Annotated in this window: 15 protein-coding genes and 1 pseudogene; 6 read left to right on the top strand and 10 right to left on the bottom strand. The window is 70.8% G+C overall.

Translation table 11 applies throughout. The features are described from left to right. The 3 genes from ADK55_RS35765 to ADK55_RS02260 all read right to left on the bottom strand — a co-directional run. On the bottom strand, positions 1 to 132 hold a 132-nt coding region (locus ADK55_RS35765), incomplete at its 3' end, for a biotin carboxylase N-terminal domain-containing protein (protein ID WP_159041253.1). A 244-nt stretch (positions 133 to 376) separates the two neighbouring features. Next, positions 377 to 1,312, bottom strand: coding sequence for an NAD-dependent epimerase/dehydratase family protein (locus ADK55_RS02265; RefSeq protein ID WP_053675454.1), 936 nt, complete (start codon positions 1,310 to 1,312; stop codon positions 377 to 379). A 34-nt stretch (positions 1,313 to 1,346) separates the two neighbouring features. Further along, the gene (locus ADK55_RS02260) at positions 1,347 to 2,405 is read right to left on the bottom strand and encodes a ScbA/BarX family gamma-butyrolactone biosynthesis protein (protein WP_078998364.1); all 1,059 of its coding nucleotides are present in this window, start codon (positions 2,403 to 2,405) and stop codon (positions 1,347 to 1,349) included. A gap of 546 nt (positions 2,406 to 2,951) precedes the next feature. On the opposite strand from ADK55_RS02260, the gene ADK55_RS02255 reads away from it, so the two are divergent. Beyond that, positions 2,952 to 3,734, top strand: coding sequence for a response regulator transcription factor (locus tag ADK55_RS02255; RefSeq protein ID WP_053675446.1), 783 nt, complete (start codon positions 2,952 to 2,954; stop codon positions 3,732 to 3,734). Between the two features lie 152 nt (positions 3,735 to 3,886). After that, positions 3,887 to 4,537, top strand: coding sequence for a ScbR family autoregulator-binding transcription factor (locus tag ADK55_RS02250; RefSeq protein WP_053675443.1), 651 nt, complete (start codon positions 3,887 to 3,889; stop codon positions 4,535 to 4,537). Here the strand turns inward: ADK55_RS02250 and ADK55_RS02245 are convergent. Beyond that, positions 4,528 to 5,223: a TetR/AcrR family transcriptional regulator gene (locus ADK55_RS02245; protein ID WP_063839423.1), complete on the bottom strand. Its 696-nt coding sequence runs from the start codon at positions 5,221 to 5,223 to the stop codon at positions 4,528 to 4,530. The two genes, ADK55_RS02250 and ADK55_RS02245, sit on opposite strands and share 10 nt — an antisense overlap. Before the next feature lie 285 nt (positions 5,224 to 5,508). Here ADK55_RS02245 and ADK55_RS02240 point away from each other — a divergent pair, with 285 nt between their 5' ends. Beyond that, positions 5,509 to 6,660: a sensor histidine kinase gene (locus tag ADK55_RS02240; protein ID WP_053675441.1), complete on the top strand. Its 1,152-nt coding sequence runs from the start codon at positions 5,509 to 5,511 to the stop codon at positions 6,658 to 6,660. Positions 6,661 to 6,952: 292 nt separating this feature from the next. Here the strand turns inward: ADK55_RS02240 and ADK55_RS02235 are convergent, their stop codons facing one another. After that, positions 6,953 to 7,630: an SGNH/GDSL hydrolase family protein gene (locus ADK55_RS02235; RefSeq protein ID WP_053675440.1), complete on the bottom strand. Its 678-nt coding sequence runs from the start codon at positions 7,628 to 7,630 to the stop codon at positions 6,953 to 6,955. Between the two features lie 129 nt (positions 7,631 to 7,759). On the opposite strand from ADK55_RS02235, the gene ADK55_RS02230 reads away from it, so the two are divergent. Then, on the top strand, positions 7,760 to 8,437 hold the full coding sequence (locus ADK55_RS02230; RefSeq protein ID WP_234349855.1) for a TetR/AcrR family transcriptional regulator: 678 nt from the start codon (positions 7,760 to 7,762) through the stop codon (positions 8,435 to 8,437). A gap of 117 nt (positions 8,438 to 8,554) precedes the next feature. On the opposite strand, the gene ADK55_RS02225 is transcribed toward ADK55_RS02230, so the two are convergent. Next, positions 8,555 to 10,009, bottom strand: a complete 1,455-nt coding sequence (locus ADK55_RS02225; RefSeq protein ID WP_053675438.1) for an MFS transporter — start codon at positions 10,007 to 10,009, stop codon at positions 8,555 to 8,557. Between the two features lie 205 nt (positions 10,010 to 10,214). Here ADK55_RS02225 and ADK55_RS38275 point away from each other — a divergent pair, with 205 nt between their 5' ends. Together ADK55_RS38275 and ADK55_RS40845 are read left to right on the top strand one after the other, a co-directional pair. Next, positions 10,215 to 10,364, top strand: coding sequence for a hypothetical protein (locus ADK55_RS38275; RefSeq protein ID WP_159041252.1), 150 nt, complete (start codon positions 10,215 to 10,217; stop codon positions 10,362 to 10,364). Between the two features lie 18 nt (positions 10,365 to 10,382). Continuing rightward, a pseudogene (locus ADK55_RS40845) lies at positions 10,383 to 10,472 on the top strand (helix-turn-helix domain-containing protein); the annotation flags it as partial. Positions 10,473 to 10,569: 97 nt separating this feature from the next. On the opposite strand, the gene ADK55_RS02220 reads toward ADK55_RS40845, so the two are convergent. The 4 genes from ADK55_RS02220 to rox all read right to left on the bottom strand — a co-directional run bounded on the left by ADK55_RS02220 (position 10,570) and on the right by rox (position 14,527). Continuing rightward, a complete protein-coding gene (locus tag ADK55_RS02220) occupies positions 10,570 to 12,003 on the bottom strand; it encodes an MFS transporter (protein WP_053675436.1) in 1,434 nt (477 codons plus the stop codon). A gap of 337 nt (positions 12,004 to 12,340) precedes the next feature. Further along, positions 12,341 to 12,628 (bottom strand): hypothetical protein, encoded by a 288-nt coding sequence (locus tag ADK55_RS02215; protein WP_323182017.1) that lies wholly within the window; start codon positions 12,626 to 12,628, stop codon positions 12,341 to 12,343. After that, positions 12,625 to 12,864 carry a hypothetical protein gene (locus ADK55_RS02210; protein ID WP_053675434.1) on the bottom strand — a complete coding sequence of 80 codons (240 nt, stop codon included), beginning with the start codon at positions 12,862 to 12,864 and terminating at the stop codon, positions 12,625 to 12,627. Before ADK55_RS02210 ends, ADK55_RS02215 begins: the two co-directional genes overlap by 4 nt. Positions 12,865 to 13,072: 208 nt before the next feature. Beyond that, entirely contained in the window at positions 13,073 to 14,527 is a 1,455-nt protein-coding gene (gene rox / locus ADK55_RS02205) for a rifampin monooxygenase (RefSeq protein WP_234349856.1), read from the bottom strand. Positions 14,528 to 15,081 lie beyond the last annotated feature (554 nt).

Here is a 15,081-nt window from a genome sequence, read left to right as displayed (position 1 = left end):
CGCCACACGCACATGCAGAGCGTCCCGATCCGGATCCGCGTAGACAGCCACACTCCCGATACCCGCATCCCGGCAAGCCCGAGCAACGCGGACAGCGATTTCACCACGGTTGGCGATGAGCACCTTGCGCACGATGAACGTCTCCTGACTCATTCGGAGTCACCAGACTGTGCGGTGTTCGGCCATTTGTTCAATGAGCCCGTTTACAGGACTGCGTCAGAAACGCCAAGGCGCATACATCCGTCATGCGCCTGTGTCGAAATTTGGGAAAGAAACGGCCAGGTGTGCGTCAAACCGGTCGGACGAGGACCCGAACGCGTGCATCGTGTGCGGGTGCGGCAGCACGAGGCCGCCGCACCCGCGGGGCGATATCCGGTCAGGCCGCCCGGACCAGTTCCCGATACCACTCCCCCGTCGCGGGGAATTCCTCCTCGAATCCCGGGCCGGGCACCATGCGGAGATCGGTCCACAAGGGTGCGCAGTCGAACCAGTGGCTGGTGGCCAGCATGTCGATCGCCTTCGTCGCGTACGCGTCCCCCGCCATGAGGGCGCGTGCTTCGTCGACCGTCGGGCCTCCCCTCGTGGGGGGCAGTCCGGCGCAGCGGGCCACCGCGGCCAGCAGCGCCGCCGCGGTGACGGGGCGGGGGTGGGAGGCGTGGTAGACGGACGCGGTCAGGTTCGTGGCCGGTGCGCGTGCGACTCCCACCAGCAGGGTGGCCAGTTCGGCCGCGGAGACCACGGACATGCGCGCGTTCCAGTCCGGCACGCCGCCGGGCAGCGCGTTCAGGAGCCGGACCAGGCCCGGCACGACCCAGCGGTCTCCCCAGCCGTACACGAGGTGGGGGCGCAGTACGATCCCGCCGGCGTCCAGGACCGTGTCCTCCGCCGCCGCCCGGGTTCGGGAGGTGGGCGAGGACGGGCGGCGGGTGAGCCGCTCCGGACGGGCACGGTGGTAGGTGCCCCGCCCGTAGACGGACGCGGTGCCGAGGTACACGATGCGGGACACTCCCGCACGTCGGGCCTCGGCGACCAGGGCGGCGGTGCCCCGGGCGTTGACGGCCTCGTTGTCCTCGGCCGTCCCGCCGATGCGGGAGGCGCAGTGCAGCAGTACGTCGATTCCCTCGCACACTCCCCGCAGCGAGCGCGGGTCGGCGAGGTCGGCCCGTACGACACGGACGGGGCCGGCGGAGGAGGCGGCGGAGGCGGACTCCGAGGGCGGGCGGTGGTGGGTCATCACCGTCAGTGCCGCGCCATGACGGCCGGCTTCACGTGTGACATGGCTTCCGACGAAGCCGGCCGCACCAGTGATCATGATCGTGAGCACGCGGACTCCCGTCAGGATGGGATCAACCGTTGCGGGGACTGAGCACCAGGTCGGCGGCGAAGACGGTCTGGTCGTCCTGGAAACCGCAGACCTGTACGAGGATGTGGCCGGCGGCGTCGACGAGGCCGGGGTGGGCCTCTATGCGGCAGGGCCTGTCGAGTTCGGCGTAGCGGGCGAAAGTGCTGTCGAGGCTGATGACGAGGGCGTCGGGCAGGCCGGTGGAGGCGTGCGCGGCCTGCCGGGCCGCCTCCAGGAGCACCATGCCCGGGACGTGGTCGACCGGGTGGTCGAAGAAGATGGGGTGCGTGCTGTCGACACGCAACTCCCACTGGTGGTCCCGCTCGGCCGTCGGATCCTCGGTGAGGACCACGTGCGTGGGGACGGTGCGGCCGACCAGGGCCGGGTCGATCGGGCGGCCGGGAACGCGGTCCGTGCTGGTGGGGCGGTCGCCTCGCAGTCTTCGGTGCACGGCGGGGCTGGTGCAGCTGAACGCCGCGCCCGCGGTGGCCAACGGCACGCCGTCGACCAGGGCGGTGACGTCGTACCGCATCCCGGAGAGGACCCTGCCCCGACGGACCACGTCGTGGCAGACGGTGCGCAGTTCCACCTCGGCGGGGGCGGGGCCGGCCACGAGCAGGTCCTTGGTGGTGGCGAACGACATGTCCCACATCAGGAACTGGTGACCGAAGGGGACGTCGAACTCGGCGTGCGAGAGCAGGGCGCCGATCTGGCGTACGGACTCGATCAGCAGCATCGGGTCCTGGTAGCCGCCGGTCTGGGAGAACAGCGAGTGCCCTCGGGGCCATTGGGACCGGACGACGAAGGCGTCGGGCCCGTCGGGGACGCTTTCGATGCCGGGTCGCGGGCCCGAGCGGTGGGCGGGCGAGGCGTCGGCGGCCGGCTCCCAGCCGGTGAGCAGGACTTCGGAGACGGCGGCGCGGTGGACGTACTCGCGCGGGACGGTCGTGGTGAGACCGGCGTGCCTGGTGGTGGTGTGAGGTTGCGGAACTGCGGTGCGAGGCTGCGGAACTAAGGGCGCGTTCCGAACGGGCTCGCGGGTCGTGGACGCAAGAGACGGCATGCGTAGCACTCCTGATCTGATGCTGGGCAGGGGTCGGCGAGCCAAACACCAGCAGCCACCCCCCGTGGCTGACGCTCTGTTGCGGCCTCAAGATACAGACAGGTCGGTTCGGTAGGTCAAGTAAAGGCTTGGTCTGTAAACCGCCCAGAACCCGTGCAGTGCACACCTTCTTCACCCCCTCACCCCCAGACTCTCGCAGAGCATTCCGGACGGAGGTGGATACGTCCTGACGTGCGCGTTTCGGCCACCCCACGGTCGGCCATCCGGCCGGAAACGCGGGCTACTCAGCCTCGTTAAACATACAACGCTGCTCGATTTCTCCGGGGTTACGGAGAGGTGTACCGGAAGCCCCCACGCACCCCTCAGACCCCGAAACACCTGCCGATATCAGTCAATACCCGGCCACCAGAAGCCACTTGACTCAACGTCAGAGACGACACCCGCACGCGTGAGACGCGTTGACAATCAGACAAGTCTGTTTGGTATCTTCGACAAACGCGAGCATTCAGCAGGCCGTGGTGCGACGCCGTGCCTCAGGAGGAACAGATGAACCGGCAGGCCTTAGAGCTACTCGAACCCCGCACAGAGCGGCATCACCCCTTGATCCACCAGCCGCACCGCCCCACACCCGTTCCGCCGGCCGCCCCGGCCACCGCCGAGCGCGCCCCACTGCGCCTCCTGGTCGTCGAGAACGAGGCGCGCGCCGCCGACACGCTCGTCCAGGGCCTGCTCAGGCAGGGGTACCTGGCCGAGAGCGTGGCCACCGGCGGGGAGGCCCTGCAATCGCACCCGCGGGTCGACCTGGTCCTGCTCGACCTCGACCTGCCGGATCTGGACGGTCTGGAGGTCTGTCGGGGCATCCGGGCCGTCAGCGACACCCCGATCATCGCCGTCACCGCCCGCGGCAGCGAGCTGGACCGGGTACTGGGCCTCCAGGCCGGCTCCGACGACTACATGGTCAAGCCGTACGGATTCCGCGAACTCCTGGCCCGCATCGAGGCGGTGATGCGCCGGGCCCGGCCCCGTCAGACCGCCGCCCGGGCCATCGACCACGGCCCCCTGCACATCGACGCGACGACCCGCGAGACCACCCTGCACGGGCGCCCGGTGGACCTCACCCTCAAGGAGTTCGACCTGCTGCACGCCCTGGCCTCACAGCCCGGCGCCGTCCTCTCCCGACGCCAGTTGATGACCCAGGTGTGGGAGGACGCCTGGTCGCACCGGGGTCGCACCATCGACACGCACGTCAGCAGCCTGCGCGGCAAGCTCGGTTCGAGCAACTGGATCATCACGGTCCGCGGAGTCGGCTTCCGCCTCGGCCACCCCTGACGCGCCCGAACGGCCCCGGCCGGGGCTCCCGAGCGACGCCTCGCCCGGGAGAGCCGTTCCGGTTCACCGGTGCCCGTTGCCACCTCCTCGCCCATCTGGCAATAGGATGCAGACAAGTCGGTTCGATATCCAGGCGAGTGCGAGGGTCCGGGATGGGACAGCAGGAACGCGGAACGCGGTCGCGGCGCTCGATTCTCGAGGCTGCGGCGCGGGTCTTCGACGTACGCGGATTCGACGCCGCGAGCACCAACGAGATCCTGGCGAGCACCGGGCTGACCAGAGGGGCGCTCTATCACCACTTTCCCTCGAAGGAGGCCATCGCCGTCGCCCTGATGGCCGCGCACAGCGAGGCCCTCGTGGTCCCCGAGCAACCGGTGAAGCTGCAAGCCATCATCGACCTGACGCTGGAGTTCGCCTGCCGGTTGCAGCGCGACCCCGTACTGCGCGCGAGCGTTCGGCTGGCGGTGGAGCAGACCTCCTTCCCCCGCCCTCCGATCACCCCCTACGAGCAGTCGAGCGCGGCCATCCTCCGTCTGCTCGAACAGGCCCGGGACCAGGGCGAGACGCTGCCCGGGCTGAACCTGCCGGAGGCGACGGACATCATCGTCGGGACGTTCACCGGCATGCAGGTGATGTCGCAGGTGTACACCGACCGACGTGACCTCATCGAACGCGTCAGCACGCTGTGGCGGTTCCTGCTGCCCGGCATCGCCGGAGCGGGCATGATCGGCATGCTGCGCGTCACTCCGCCGCCGGCCGCCGGATCCGAACCGGCGAGCCCGCGGATCCCCGCTCAGTCCTGATCCGTGCAGTCCGCGCCATCGGGGCCGTCCGCCCGGGCGGTGGTGTCCGCGCGGGCGGAAGCGGAACCGGGGGTGTCCACCTCCGCGGTGCCGGCCGTCTCCGCCCCGACCACCTCCCCGAGCAGGGGAAGCACCATGGCCCAGATCCGCCGCGCCGTCCGCGGGTCCCACCACCGGACGTCGGTGTAACCCAGCGATTCCAGACCGGCGGTCACCACGACGGCGAGGTCCGCCAGGTCTTCCGGGCGCGTGTCGGACGACCCGCGCGTACCGCTCGCCCCGTCGTGACGGGCCCCCTCGACGACCTTCGCGTGCACCCGGTCCAGCAACTCGTCGCGCAACCAAGGCGGTTCCTCGGAGCCTTCGGCGCTCAACCGCATGCCCGCGCGCACCAACCGGTCCTCGCCCATCGCCGCGCCGAGGGCCGCGCTGAACCGGGCCGGGGCGCCGGCCGCGGAACCCTGGAAACTGTCCTCCGCCAGGGCGGCCGTCCGCGCGTGTGCCTGTGCATACACCTCGGCCACCAACTCCGCGGTGGAGGAGAAGTGGTGGTACAGCGCGCCCCGGCTCACCCCCGCGATGCGACAGATGTTCACCAGACCGGCGTCGGCGAGCCGGCCGTTCGCGATGAGTTCCGTCGCCGCCCGGACGAGGGCCTGGCGGGTCAGCTCTGACCGCTTCTGCATCGCGCTGTGCCTGCCTCTTCCTCGACATGACCATTCACAGGGGCTGGAGCGCACGGACCGGCGTCACCACCCAAGCGGAACAATACAACCCTGCCTGTTTCCACTGACACCCCCTAGGCGAATCATCCCGCCCACTCCACCAAGAATGCGTCAGTTTTAGAGCACAGAAGCTGACTTGACGGATTTCCCCGCCATGACTTGCATTCCGTGAGGCCTTGACAATCAGACAGGTCTGTTTGTTATGTTCGGGCCGTCGTCAGCGGCCCCGAACGTCGAGGAGTTCCGATGCACAGCTCGACCGCCACCCTCGCGGGAAGCGGCTTCAGCGAGGCCCTGAACGAAGGACTGCTGCGCGCCGCCCCGCGTCTGTACCGACCGCGCACCCCGCCGGTGGTCCCGGGCTTACGCCGTGACCCGAACACGCCCGGGTCACCCCACCCGGCCGGGGCCGCCGCCCCGGTGCTGGCGAGCTGGGAGACCGAGGCCGTCCTGGAGCGGTTCGCGATCCGGCTGCCCTCCGTACTGACGCCCGCCGAGGCGGATCTGCCCGAACTGCGCTCCACCTTGGAGTCGTTCGCCCGGACCGTCCTGTCGCGCGCGGGGAATCCCGACCTCCCGGAGAGCGCCGAGGAGGCCGTCCCGCCCGCGGCCACCGCACACCGGCTGGTCGGTGCCGCCTCGCTGCTCCTGGAGTGCGCCCTGCTGCACGTCATGGAGCACGGAGCGGCCCACACCGGCACCGGACTGCTGCGCGCGGTGGCCGTCGTACGGAGCCTCGGCGAGGCCATGTCCGGTGCGGGCACGAACTTCTGGCAGGGCGACGGAGGGTGGAGCGACAGCCGCCGGCTGGCCCGACAGTTGCACGACGAGCTCGGCGGCGCACTCGCCGCGGCCCGCCACAGCGTCACCCTGGCCGTGCGCGAGCCGGAGGCCGCCTCGTCCCATCTGGCCGCCGCGGGAAGGGCGTTGGACGAGGCCGGACAGGAGAACCGGTCTCTGGTCGACGGGTTGCGCAGGCGTTCGCGGCTGCCCTCGCTCCGCGAGGCCCTCGACTCCTTCCTCACGGGCGCCCGGCCCGCGGCGAGCGTGACCGTGCGGGTGACGGGCGACGAGACGCTGCTCCCCGAGCGGTTCCGGCAGGAGCTGTTCCTGGTCCTGCGCGAGGCACTGCGCAACGCCTTCGCCCATGCCGCCGCCGATCGTGTGGAGGTGGGCGTGCGCACCACACGCCGCTGGCTGTACGCCAAGGTGGAGGACTTCGGCCCCGGCCCCGGCCCCGATATGGGCGCCGAGATGACGGCCACGCCCGGTCCGACGTACGGACTGTGCTCGATGACCGAGCGCGTGGAGGAGCTGGGTGGCCGGCTGCGGATCTCCGCGGGCGAACAGGGCGGCACGCTCGTGGAGATACACCTGCCGCTGGCCCCGCGCGGCTAGGCCGTCCCCTTCGGATCCTCGGCCAGGGACCCGCCCGAACCACCGGACGAAACCCAGGCGGGCGCGCGAACCCGGCCGGGGGAGTCGCCCCGGTCCGCGCGCCGGCCGCTGACCGGGACGTGTCCCCGGTCAGGTCGTAGCACCCGCCATCGGGGCGGGCCGGGGGCGGGCGCCGGGGCGGGACCCCTGCGCCACGCTCCCCGAAAGGAATCCCTCGATCCGTCGAGCCGCCGGATCCCTCGGGCCCGTCGAATCCCTCGGATCCGTCGGGCCTCTCGCGTCGGTCGCCCTCTCAGGCGCGCGTGGTCCGACCGAGGACATGGCTCAGGCCCTTGGCCATCTCCGCCGCCATCACCGCCTGTCCCGAGGTCGAGAAGTGGATGCGGTCCTCGCTCAGCAGGTCGTCCCGGTCGTTGACGGGGTGGTGCCACATGTCGACGACGACGGCCTCGAACTCGGCGGCCAGGCGCCGGGTGATGTCGTTGATCCTGACGACCCGCTCGCTCCAGTCCGGGAAGACGGGGATCACGTACGCCCTGCCCAGGGTGAACGTCGTCAACTGGGCGCCGGTCTCCGACGCCTGCTCGTACATGCGGCGCAGCTTCCGCTCGATCTCGGCGAAGTCCGGCGTGCGTCGCACGAGGTCGTTCGCGCCGCACGGCAGGTGCAGCAGGTCCGGTGCGAACTCGATCGCGTGGTCGATCTGCTTCTCGAGGGTCTGCGCCGTCGTCGCTCCGTCCTCGGCGATGTTCAGGTACGCCAGGTCCGGTCGTACACGGTGGAGGATGTCGGCGAGCCGGTCGGACCACCCCTTGTCCACATAGCCGGGGCTGGCGTCCCCGGTGCCCGCCGACAGGCTGTCCCCGATCACCGCGAACCGGTGCCACGGGGCGTCGAAGAGCAGCGCCGCGGCGTCGAGCGGCTGCAGGCAGAAGGGGTCGGACTCCTCGGTGAGGCGCGTCGAAGTCATACGAAAAGAATACGGACGATCGTATGTGGAAGCAAGGATCGGCGAGAGTGTGCCCGGCGCGGGGTTCAGTCGCGCATTCCACCCGTACGAACCGGCACATCCGCCGGCAAATGCTGTACGATCGACCGTATGGGTAGCACTGGAGAGCCGGTCAACTCGCCTTCGAGCGACCCCGGGTCGCCCGCGCTCCTTCCCGGGGAGCAGGCCGAGATCACGGACAAGCGCCTGCTGCGAGGCGCCCGTACACGCAAGATCGTGCTCCGCCAGGCCGTCGACGTCGCCTCGCTGGAGGGTCTCGGGAATGTCAGTTTCGGCCGTCTCGCGCTCGACACGGGACTGAGCAAAGCGGGCATCCAGACCCTGTTCAAGACAAAGGAAATCCTGCAACTCTCGGCCGTCGAGTTCGCGCGCGGGCTTTTCATCGACGCCGTCATCCGCCCCGCCAAGTCAGCGCCCCACGGTGTCGCCCGGCTGCGTGCCCTGCTCGACCATTGGATCGTGTACGCGGAGACGCCGCTCTTCGCCGGCGGATGCTTCCGGGTCGCGAACCTCGCGGAGTTCGACAGCCGCCCGGGTCCGGTCCATGACGCGCTCTTCCGCGATCAGCGGGAATGGCGCGAAGTCATCGCGGTCGAATTGCGCCACGCCGTGGAATCCGGCGAGATCGCCGAACTCGACGTGGAACTGGCCGTCTTCCAGATCGACGCCCTGCTGTGTGCCGCGAACACCGGCTTCCAGATCGGCGACGTGGAGGCCGTGGGCAAGGCGCGTCGCATCATCGAGGGTCTGCTCGTCCCTCCGCGCTGACGTCGGCTTCGCCGCTCCCCCTTCGGGGCGCACGCCTCCCGCGCGACGATGCCGGTGCGGCGGACCGATCGGTCCGCCGCACCGGCATCGTCGCGTAGCCCCCCGACGGACGACGTGTCAGCCGCTCGGCCGTGCCTTCTTGTTCGGCAGCAGGAAGACCAGTACGGCCGCCAGGACCGCGATGGCGAACGTGGTCAGGGAGGACATGGCGAACGCGTGCCCCGCGGCCTCCGTGCGCCCGTCGCTCTCCGGGCGGAACGAGTTGAAGAAGATCGCCCCGATCACGGCGACGCCCAGCGCTCCACCGATCTGCTGGGCGGTCGACAGGACCCCGGACGCCATGCCCACGGTCTCCGGCGCGATCCTGCTCAGGACCGTGTTCAGCAGCGGCGTGATCAGCAGTCCGCCGCCGACGCTCTGCAGCATCAGGGTGGGGATGATCAGCCCCGGGGTTAGCCTCGGCCCGGAGAGCAGGACGATCGCGGTCGCCAGGTACCCGGACGCGAGCACGACCGCCCCGATCTCCAGGACGCGCCGACCGTACTTCGGCACGAGCCGACCCGCGATCTTGCTGAAGACGAAGAAGGTCACCGCGGCCGGGGTGTAGACCAACCCCGCGCCGAGCGCGGACATGCCGAGCCCTTCCTGCATCGCGATGGACAGCGCGAGGTAGTAGGAGGTCAGCAGCGCGTACACGGCCAGAACCAGGACGATCCCGAGCGAGAAGGAGCGCTGCGCGAACAGGCTCAGCCTCATCAGCGGATCCCCGCCGCGCTTGTCGACGGCGCGTTCCAGCGTGACGAACAGTCCGAACGCCACGAAACTGGCGACGAAACAGGCCCAGGTCCACCACGGCCAACCCGCCTCACGACCCTGGATGAGCGGGAACGTGAGCAGCAACAGGGCGGCGCTCAGGGCGATCACGCCGGGGATGTCCAGCCTGCGGGTGCCCGCCGCGCGGGACTCCGGTACGTACTTCACCGCACAGAGGATCGTGACGATGCCGATCGGCACGTTGACCCAGAACACCGACCGCCAGCCGGTCCCGAACAGGTCGGCGCCGATCAGCAGACCGCCCACGAGCTGCCCGCTCATGGTCGCCAGACCAATCACGATGCCCAGGGTGCCGAAGACGCGGTGCCGCGTCCTCTCGGCGACGACGAGCGTGATGACAGCGAAGACCTGGGGCACCATCAGGGCCGCACCCAGGCCCTGGACGATGCGCGCCCCGATGAGCGTGCCGGGATCCTGCGCCATGGCGCAGGCCAGCGACGCCAGGGTGAAGACCGCGGTGCCCGTGATGAAGATCCGCTTGCGTCCGTGGAGATCGGCGAGTCGGCCGCCCGTGATCATCAGTACCGCGTAGCTGAGCTGGTAGCCGGCGAGGATCCACTGCAACTGGCCGACGGAGGCGCCCAGGTCGGCCTGGATCGCGGGGCCCGCCACCACGACGATGAACGAATCGAGGATGGCCATGAACATGCCGACCATGACGACGGACACGGCGGGCCACGGCACCGCGGGAACGGCCTCCGGCTCCGCCGCGACGGTTTCTGTTTTGGCACTCGTCACGAATGCATCCCCTTCTCGTCTTTCCACTCCGCGCCGGACACGGCGGCCCGGCGGGACGCGGTCGAGACCGCCCGGACCGATACCTGCGAGATAAGTGTACGCACGACCGTATGTTTACCTCAATCGGTACTCCTCCCCCGGCGGCCGGCCGGTCTTCGGCAGCACCCCGTGCACGCTGCGCCGGAAGGCGTCGACGTGTGCGGCGGTGCCTGCGATCCCCGGGAAGTTCCCCGATCACGACCTCGCCGCGGCCTCCCCCGACACCGCGCCGGAGGCGGCCCGGGACGTGCCGGGTCCGCTGCGCGCGCAGCCCGAGCCGGAGCAGACCACGCCCCTGGAGGCCCGGCACACCTGATGCGCCGACGGCGGTCGCACGGCGATGGCGGCCGAGCGTCCGCGCTGCCATCGCGACACGGTCCTGTACCGCCTCGACCGGATCGCCGAACCGACCGGACGGCACATCACGGACGCCGAGTCGCCCGCGGAACCGCCGGAGGACGCCCAGTCGCCCGCGGGACTGTACGTCGCCCCTCCTCAGGCCGTCCGGCAGGATTCCGGTCTCAGGATCGCCCGGGCTCCCCCGCGTCCCGCGCCGCCGGAGCGGGGTGCAGCGGGGTCGCGCCCAGGGCCTGGCGGTCGCGCGTCCCGAAGGTGGACCACAGCGCGGCGGTCAGGACGAGAAGGAGTCCGAAGGCGAGGTACACCGCCTGCCCGCCGAAACGGTCGAAGAGGAAGCCCGTCACCAGGATCGCCGCGGCACTGACGATGCGGATGACCGCGTCGAGGAGTCCGTTCCAGGTGCCGAGGACCGCGGAGGGCGCGCGCAGTTGGATCAGCAGCCCGGCGGAACGGAGGTAGACGGTGAAGCCGAGCCCGAACAGGATCAGCCCGACCGCCAGCAGCCATCGCGTCTGGCCGAGGAACGCGGCCGTCAGGGCACCCGCGCCGGCGAGGGCGGGTGCCCAGCGGAGGCTGGTGTAGATGCCGTCCGGGCCGGCCTTGGCGACGGCGAGGCCGCCGATGATCGCGCCGATGGTCGAGAAGGCCAGGAAGGTTCCGGCGCCGGCGGCGGTCATGTGCAGCGTCTCGCGCATCAGGGAGAGCACGGAGAGGATCACCGTGGACAGCGCGAGTACGGTCAGGCCGTGGAAGGTGGTGAACCTCCGCCATGCCCGGCTGCCGCTCAGCGTGCGGGCCACCTCGCGGCGGGAGGGCGACCGGCCGCGCCCGGCATCCGGCCCGGCACCCGGCGCGCCGTCCGCACGGGCGCCCGGTTCGACCGAGCGGTCCGGGCGGTCCCTGTCGTCCCTGTCGTCCCTGTCGTCCGGAGTGTCCTGCGGGGTCCGTCGCAGGGATCCCCGGGACCGGACCACGACGGCGACGAAGGCCGCGAACAGGCCGAGCGCGAGGACCTGGAGACCCGCGGCGACGAGCAGGGCGCGTGAGCCCGGAAGCAGGGCGATGACGAGGCCGGCCACGACCGGGGAGAGCAGTTCGGAGGCCGACCGCACGGTGCCGCCGAGGGCCTGGACCCGGACGAGGGCCCGCGCGTCGAGGATCCTCGGCAAGAGGACGAAGAGGGCCATCTCCCCCACGTGGTGGACGAGGTCCACCGTCGCCGCCGCGACGACGATCGCCCACAGGTGGGAGGAGAGAAAGGTGCTGCCGAGTCCGATGAGGACGAAGACACCGATCTTGACGAGGTAGGACACGACCAGGAAGGTCTTCGGGTCTCCCCGGTCCAGCAGGGGACCTGCGGCAACGGACGCGACGACCTCGACGCCGTACCCGACGAAGTACACCAGGCCGACGGTGCTCACCAGTCCGGACAGGTCCAGGGCCAGGTTGGCGAACGCGATGTCGTAGATGCCCTCACTCATCGAACGGGCCAACACCAGCGCGGCGAAGACCACGAGCAGCAGGGTCAACCGGGGCGAGGGGGCGGGGAGGCCGACGCGCTCCGTCGCCGCCGACTTCTGGTTCGTGTCGGTCACCGGTGGGCCAACTCCCTGACGGAGGTACTCGCGAGGGCGGCACCGCGCGGGTCGAAGGTCGGGAAGTCGGCCCGGCGGCCGACGCGTCGCAGTTCCATCCCGGGATTGTCATACAAGAGCGGGGACGGCTTGAGGGTGAGATGGGGATGGGCGCCGAAATGTCCCGGCCGTTGGCCGGGAAGGTCGCAGACCATGGTGTGGGCGCGGCCGTTGCCCTGTGCGCGCTGTTCGAGCAGACCTGGGAGGCGGGCTGCCTCGCCGGCGAGCGGACACCCGCCGACGACAACGGGTGCACTCCGATGGCGCGGACCCGGCCGACCCGCGGCGCCCCGCACCGCTACATCGGCGGCGTCGACCAGACCTCGGGTCCCCCGCCGCGCCATTCCACGAACCCAGGGTCGGCGAGGTCGGCGTCCTGCGCGTCCTCCATTCCCGCGGCGGCCAGGAAGATCGCGATGTCCTCGTACCGGTAGGCGGTTCCCAGGCTCCGCCCGTCGCAGTGCACCCGGCGCCAGCCGCGGCGATCCGGCGGGTGCACGACCAGGCGGGGCGCGGCCGAGCCGCCCTCGCCGAACGGCTCGCTCGGATCCCCCGACCGATCGGGGCCCTGACAGGAGTCCCTCATGCCGCCGTCACCCAGCCGCGCGCCCTCGCCAGCCGGCGGAGTTCCACCCTGCCGGCCGGAGACCGGTTCGGTTCCGCCCAGTAGGCATGCGCCTCGATCCGGCAGGACAGGACGATCAGACGACGTCGCAGCACGGCCGTACCGGCCTCGGCGGGCTGCCGGGCCAGCTCCCGGTAGGTGCGGAGCCATTGGACCTGGAGTTCCACCAGGTCGTCGGGGAAGGGAGTGCGTGCCATCCCCTAATTCAATCACGTGTTCGATTTTCAGCGCGAACCGCCGGCCCTGCTGTGATCGTCAGCCGCGGAGTGGCTTGAGCCGACGGGCTTCGGTTGCCTGGTCACGAACGTACGGGTCGGCGTCCACTGCCGGCCGGTCGAGCACCGCCGAGGTCGCGAGGTCTGCGTTCATCGGCCGCCCGGCCGTTCCAGGCGGCCGCCCTGCCGCTCAGCCGGTCGCGGCGCCGAACCATGTGGGCAGTGTGGCAAGCAGGTCATGCTGCTCGTCGCCGACCCATGCCACGTGGCCGTCCGGACGGAGCAGCACGGCGGGCACGTCCAGTTCCTCGCAGGCGTCGACGACGTGGTCGACCCGGTCCGCCCAACCCTCGGCGGAGAGCCGGCCGGTCCTGTCGAGCAGAAGCCCTCGGCCGTCGCGCATCAGCTCGTACAGGCGACCGCGCTTCAGGGCGACGTCCCGCATCCGCCGGCCGAGCAGCTCGTGTCCCTCGCCGAGGTCGTAGCGGACGTCGACCGCGGTGATCATCCCGGTCACGTACCGGTTCACCTCCTCGAAGTCCATCAGCTTCGAGAACAGCCTTCGCAGCGCGGTCGCCCCAGGATCGACCCCCAGCAGGGTCATCTGCGCGCGGGTGTTGTCCAGTACGTCGGCGCCCACCGGGTGCCGTTCGGCGTGGTAGCTGTCCAACAGGCCTTCCGGAGCCCAACCGTTGACGGCGGCGGCCAGCTTCCAGCCGAGGTTGAACGCGTCCTGCACGCCGAGGTTGAGCCCCTGCCCGCCGGTCGGCGGGTGGATGTGCGCCGCGTCGCCGGCGAGCAGCACCCGGCCCACCCGGTAACGCTCAGCCTGCCGGGTGGCGTCGCCGAAGCGGGAGAGCCAACGCGGCGAGTGCGCCCCGAAGTCGGTGCCCGCGCAGGCCAGCATCCGCTCCTTGAACTCGTCGAGGGTGGGCGCGGTGGCCCGGTCCTCGGCCACCCCCTCGGAGGGCACCAGGACGCGGTACACCCCCCGGTTCCCGTCCACGTCCGGGAGCGCGCCGAACCGCAGTTGCGTCCTGCGGACTTCCTCGACCACGGCGGCGATCGTCGCCGGATCCTCGGTCAGCTCCATGTCCCCCAACAGCGTCTCGACCGTGGCGGGCTCGCCGGGGAAGCCGACGCCGAGCAGCTTGCGCACCGTGCTGCGGCCACCGTCGCAGCCGACGACGTAGCGCGAGCGCAGGTGCGTGCCGTCCGCCAGTTCAACGGTCACCCCGATCTCGTCCTGGCTCAGCCCCACCAGTTCGCGGCCGCGCCGGATCTCGGTACCGAGTTCGAGGGCGCGCTCGTCGAGCAGCCGTTCGGTGACGGGCTGCGGGGTGGCGAGGCCGTAGGGGTGGGCGGTGTCCAACCGGTCCGGCCACGGCTTGACGACTCCGCCGAAGAGCCCGCCCACTTGGAACTTCTCACTGACCGCGAGGAACCGGTCCAGCAGGCCGCGCTGGTCCATCAGCTCGACGCTGCGCGCGTGCAGGCCACGGCCTCGGGACTGGCCGGTCGGCTCGGTCAACCGCTCCAGCACGACCACGCGCACGCCGGCCAACCGCAGCTCGCAGGCCAACGTCAAGCCGGTCGGTCCGCCGCCGACCACGATCACGTCCACGTCCACGTCCACGTCCATCATCACCACGCCGCCCGTTCAACGATTCGATGTCGGCCGGTCGCCCCGCACGTTCCGGCGGCGGGGCGCTCCGCGAGACCCACACAGCGACGGGGCGTGCGGACGCGCACATCCGTGGTGTCCGTGTTGTCTGCGGATTCCGGCTTCGAGCGGAGATTCTGCGGCACGACCGGGGCCTTGCCGCAAGGCCCCCTGTGCGCTATATCTTGAACATGGCAAGGAGTACCGACTCCTTGCCTTTGCTGTTTCCGGAACCGGAGAAAGCAGCAGCCTGCGGCCCAGAACCTGGATCCTCAGGACGCGCGGGACGTGGTCGCCGGGCCGGTCCGGGTCTCGCGGCTCCGCAGGACCGATGCGAGTACCGCCCTCTGGAACGGGGGCAACGACGGTGCCACGCGACGGCTCAACTCCGACAACCGGCAGGACGTCTTCTTCTCAGTCATGCGCCGCGCCTACCCCGCGCGGGGCCTCCGACGCCCCGGCGGGGTGGAGTGGGGGTCGACTGCGGGGCTGCCGGTGCGGGGACCCGTGCCCGGACACCGTGAACACCTCGGCGG

Source organism: Streptomyces sp. WM4235 (assembly GCF_001279725.1).
Classification (GTDB): Bacteria; Actinomycetota; Actinomycetes; order Streptomycetales; family Streptomycetaceae; genus Streptomyces.
This window is presented reverse-complemented; position numbering and strand designations above follow the sequence as displayed.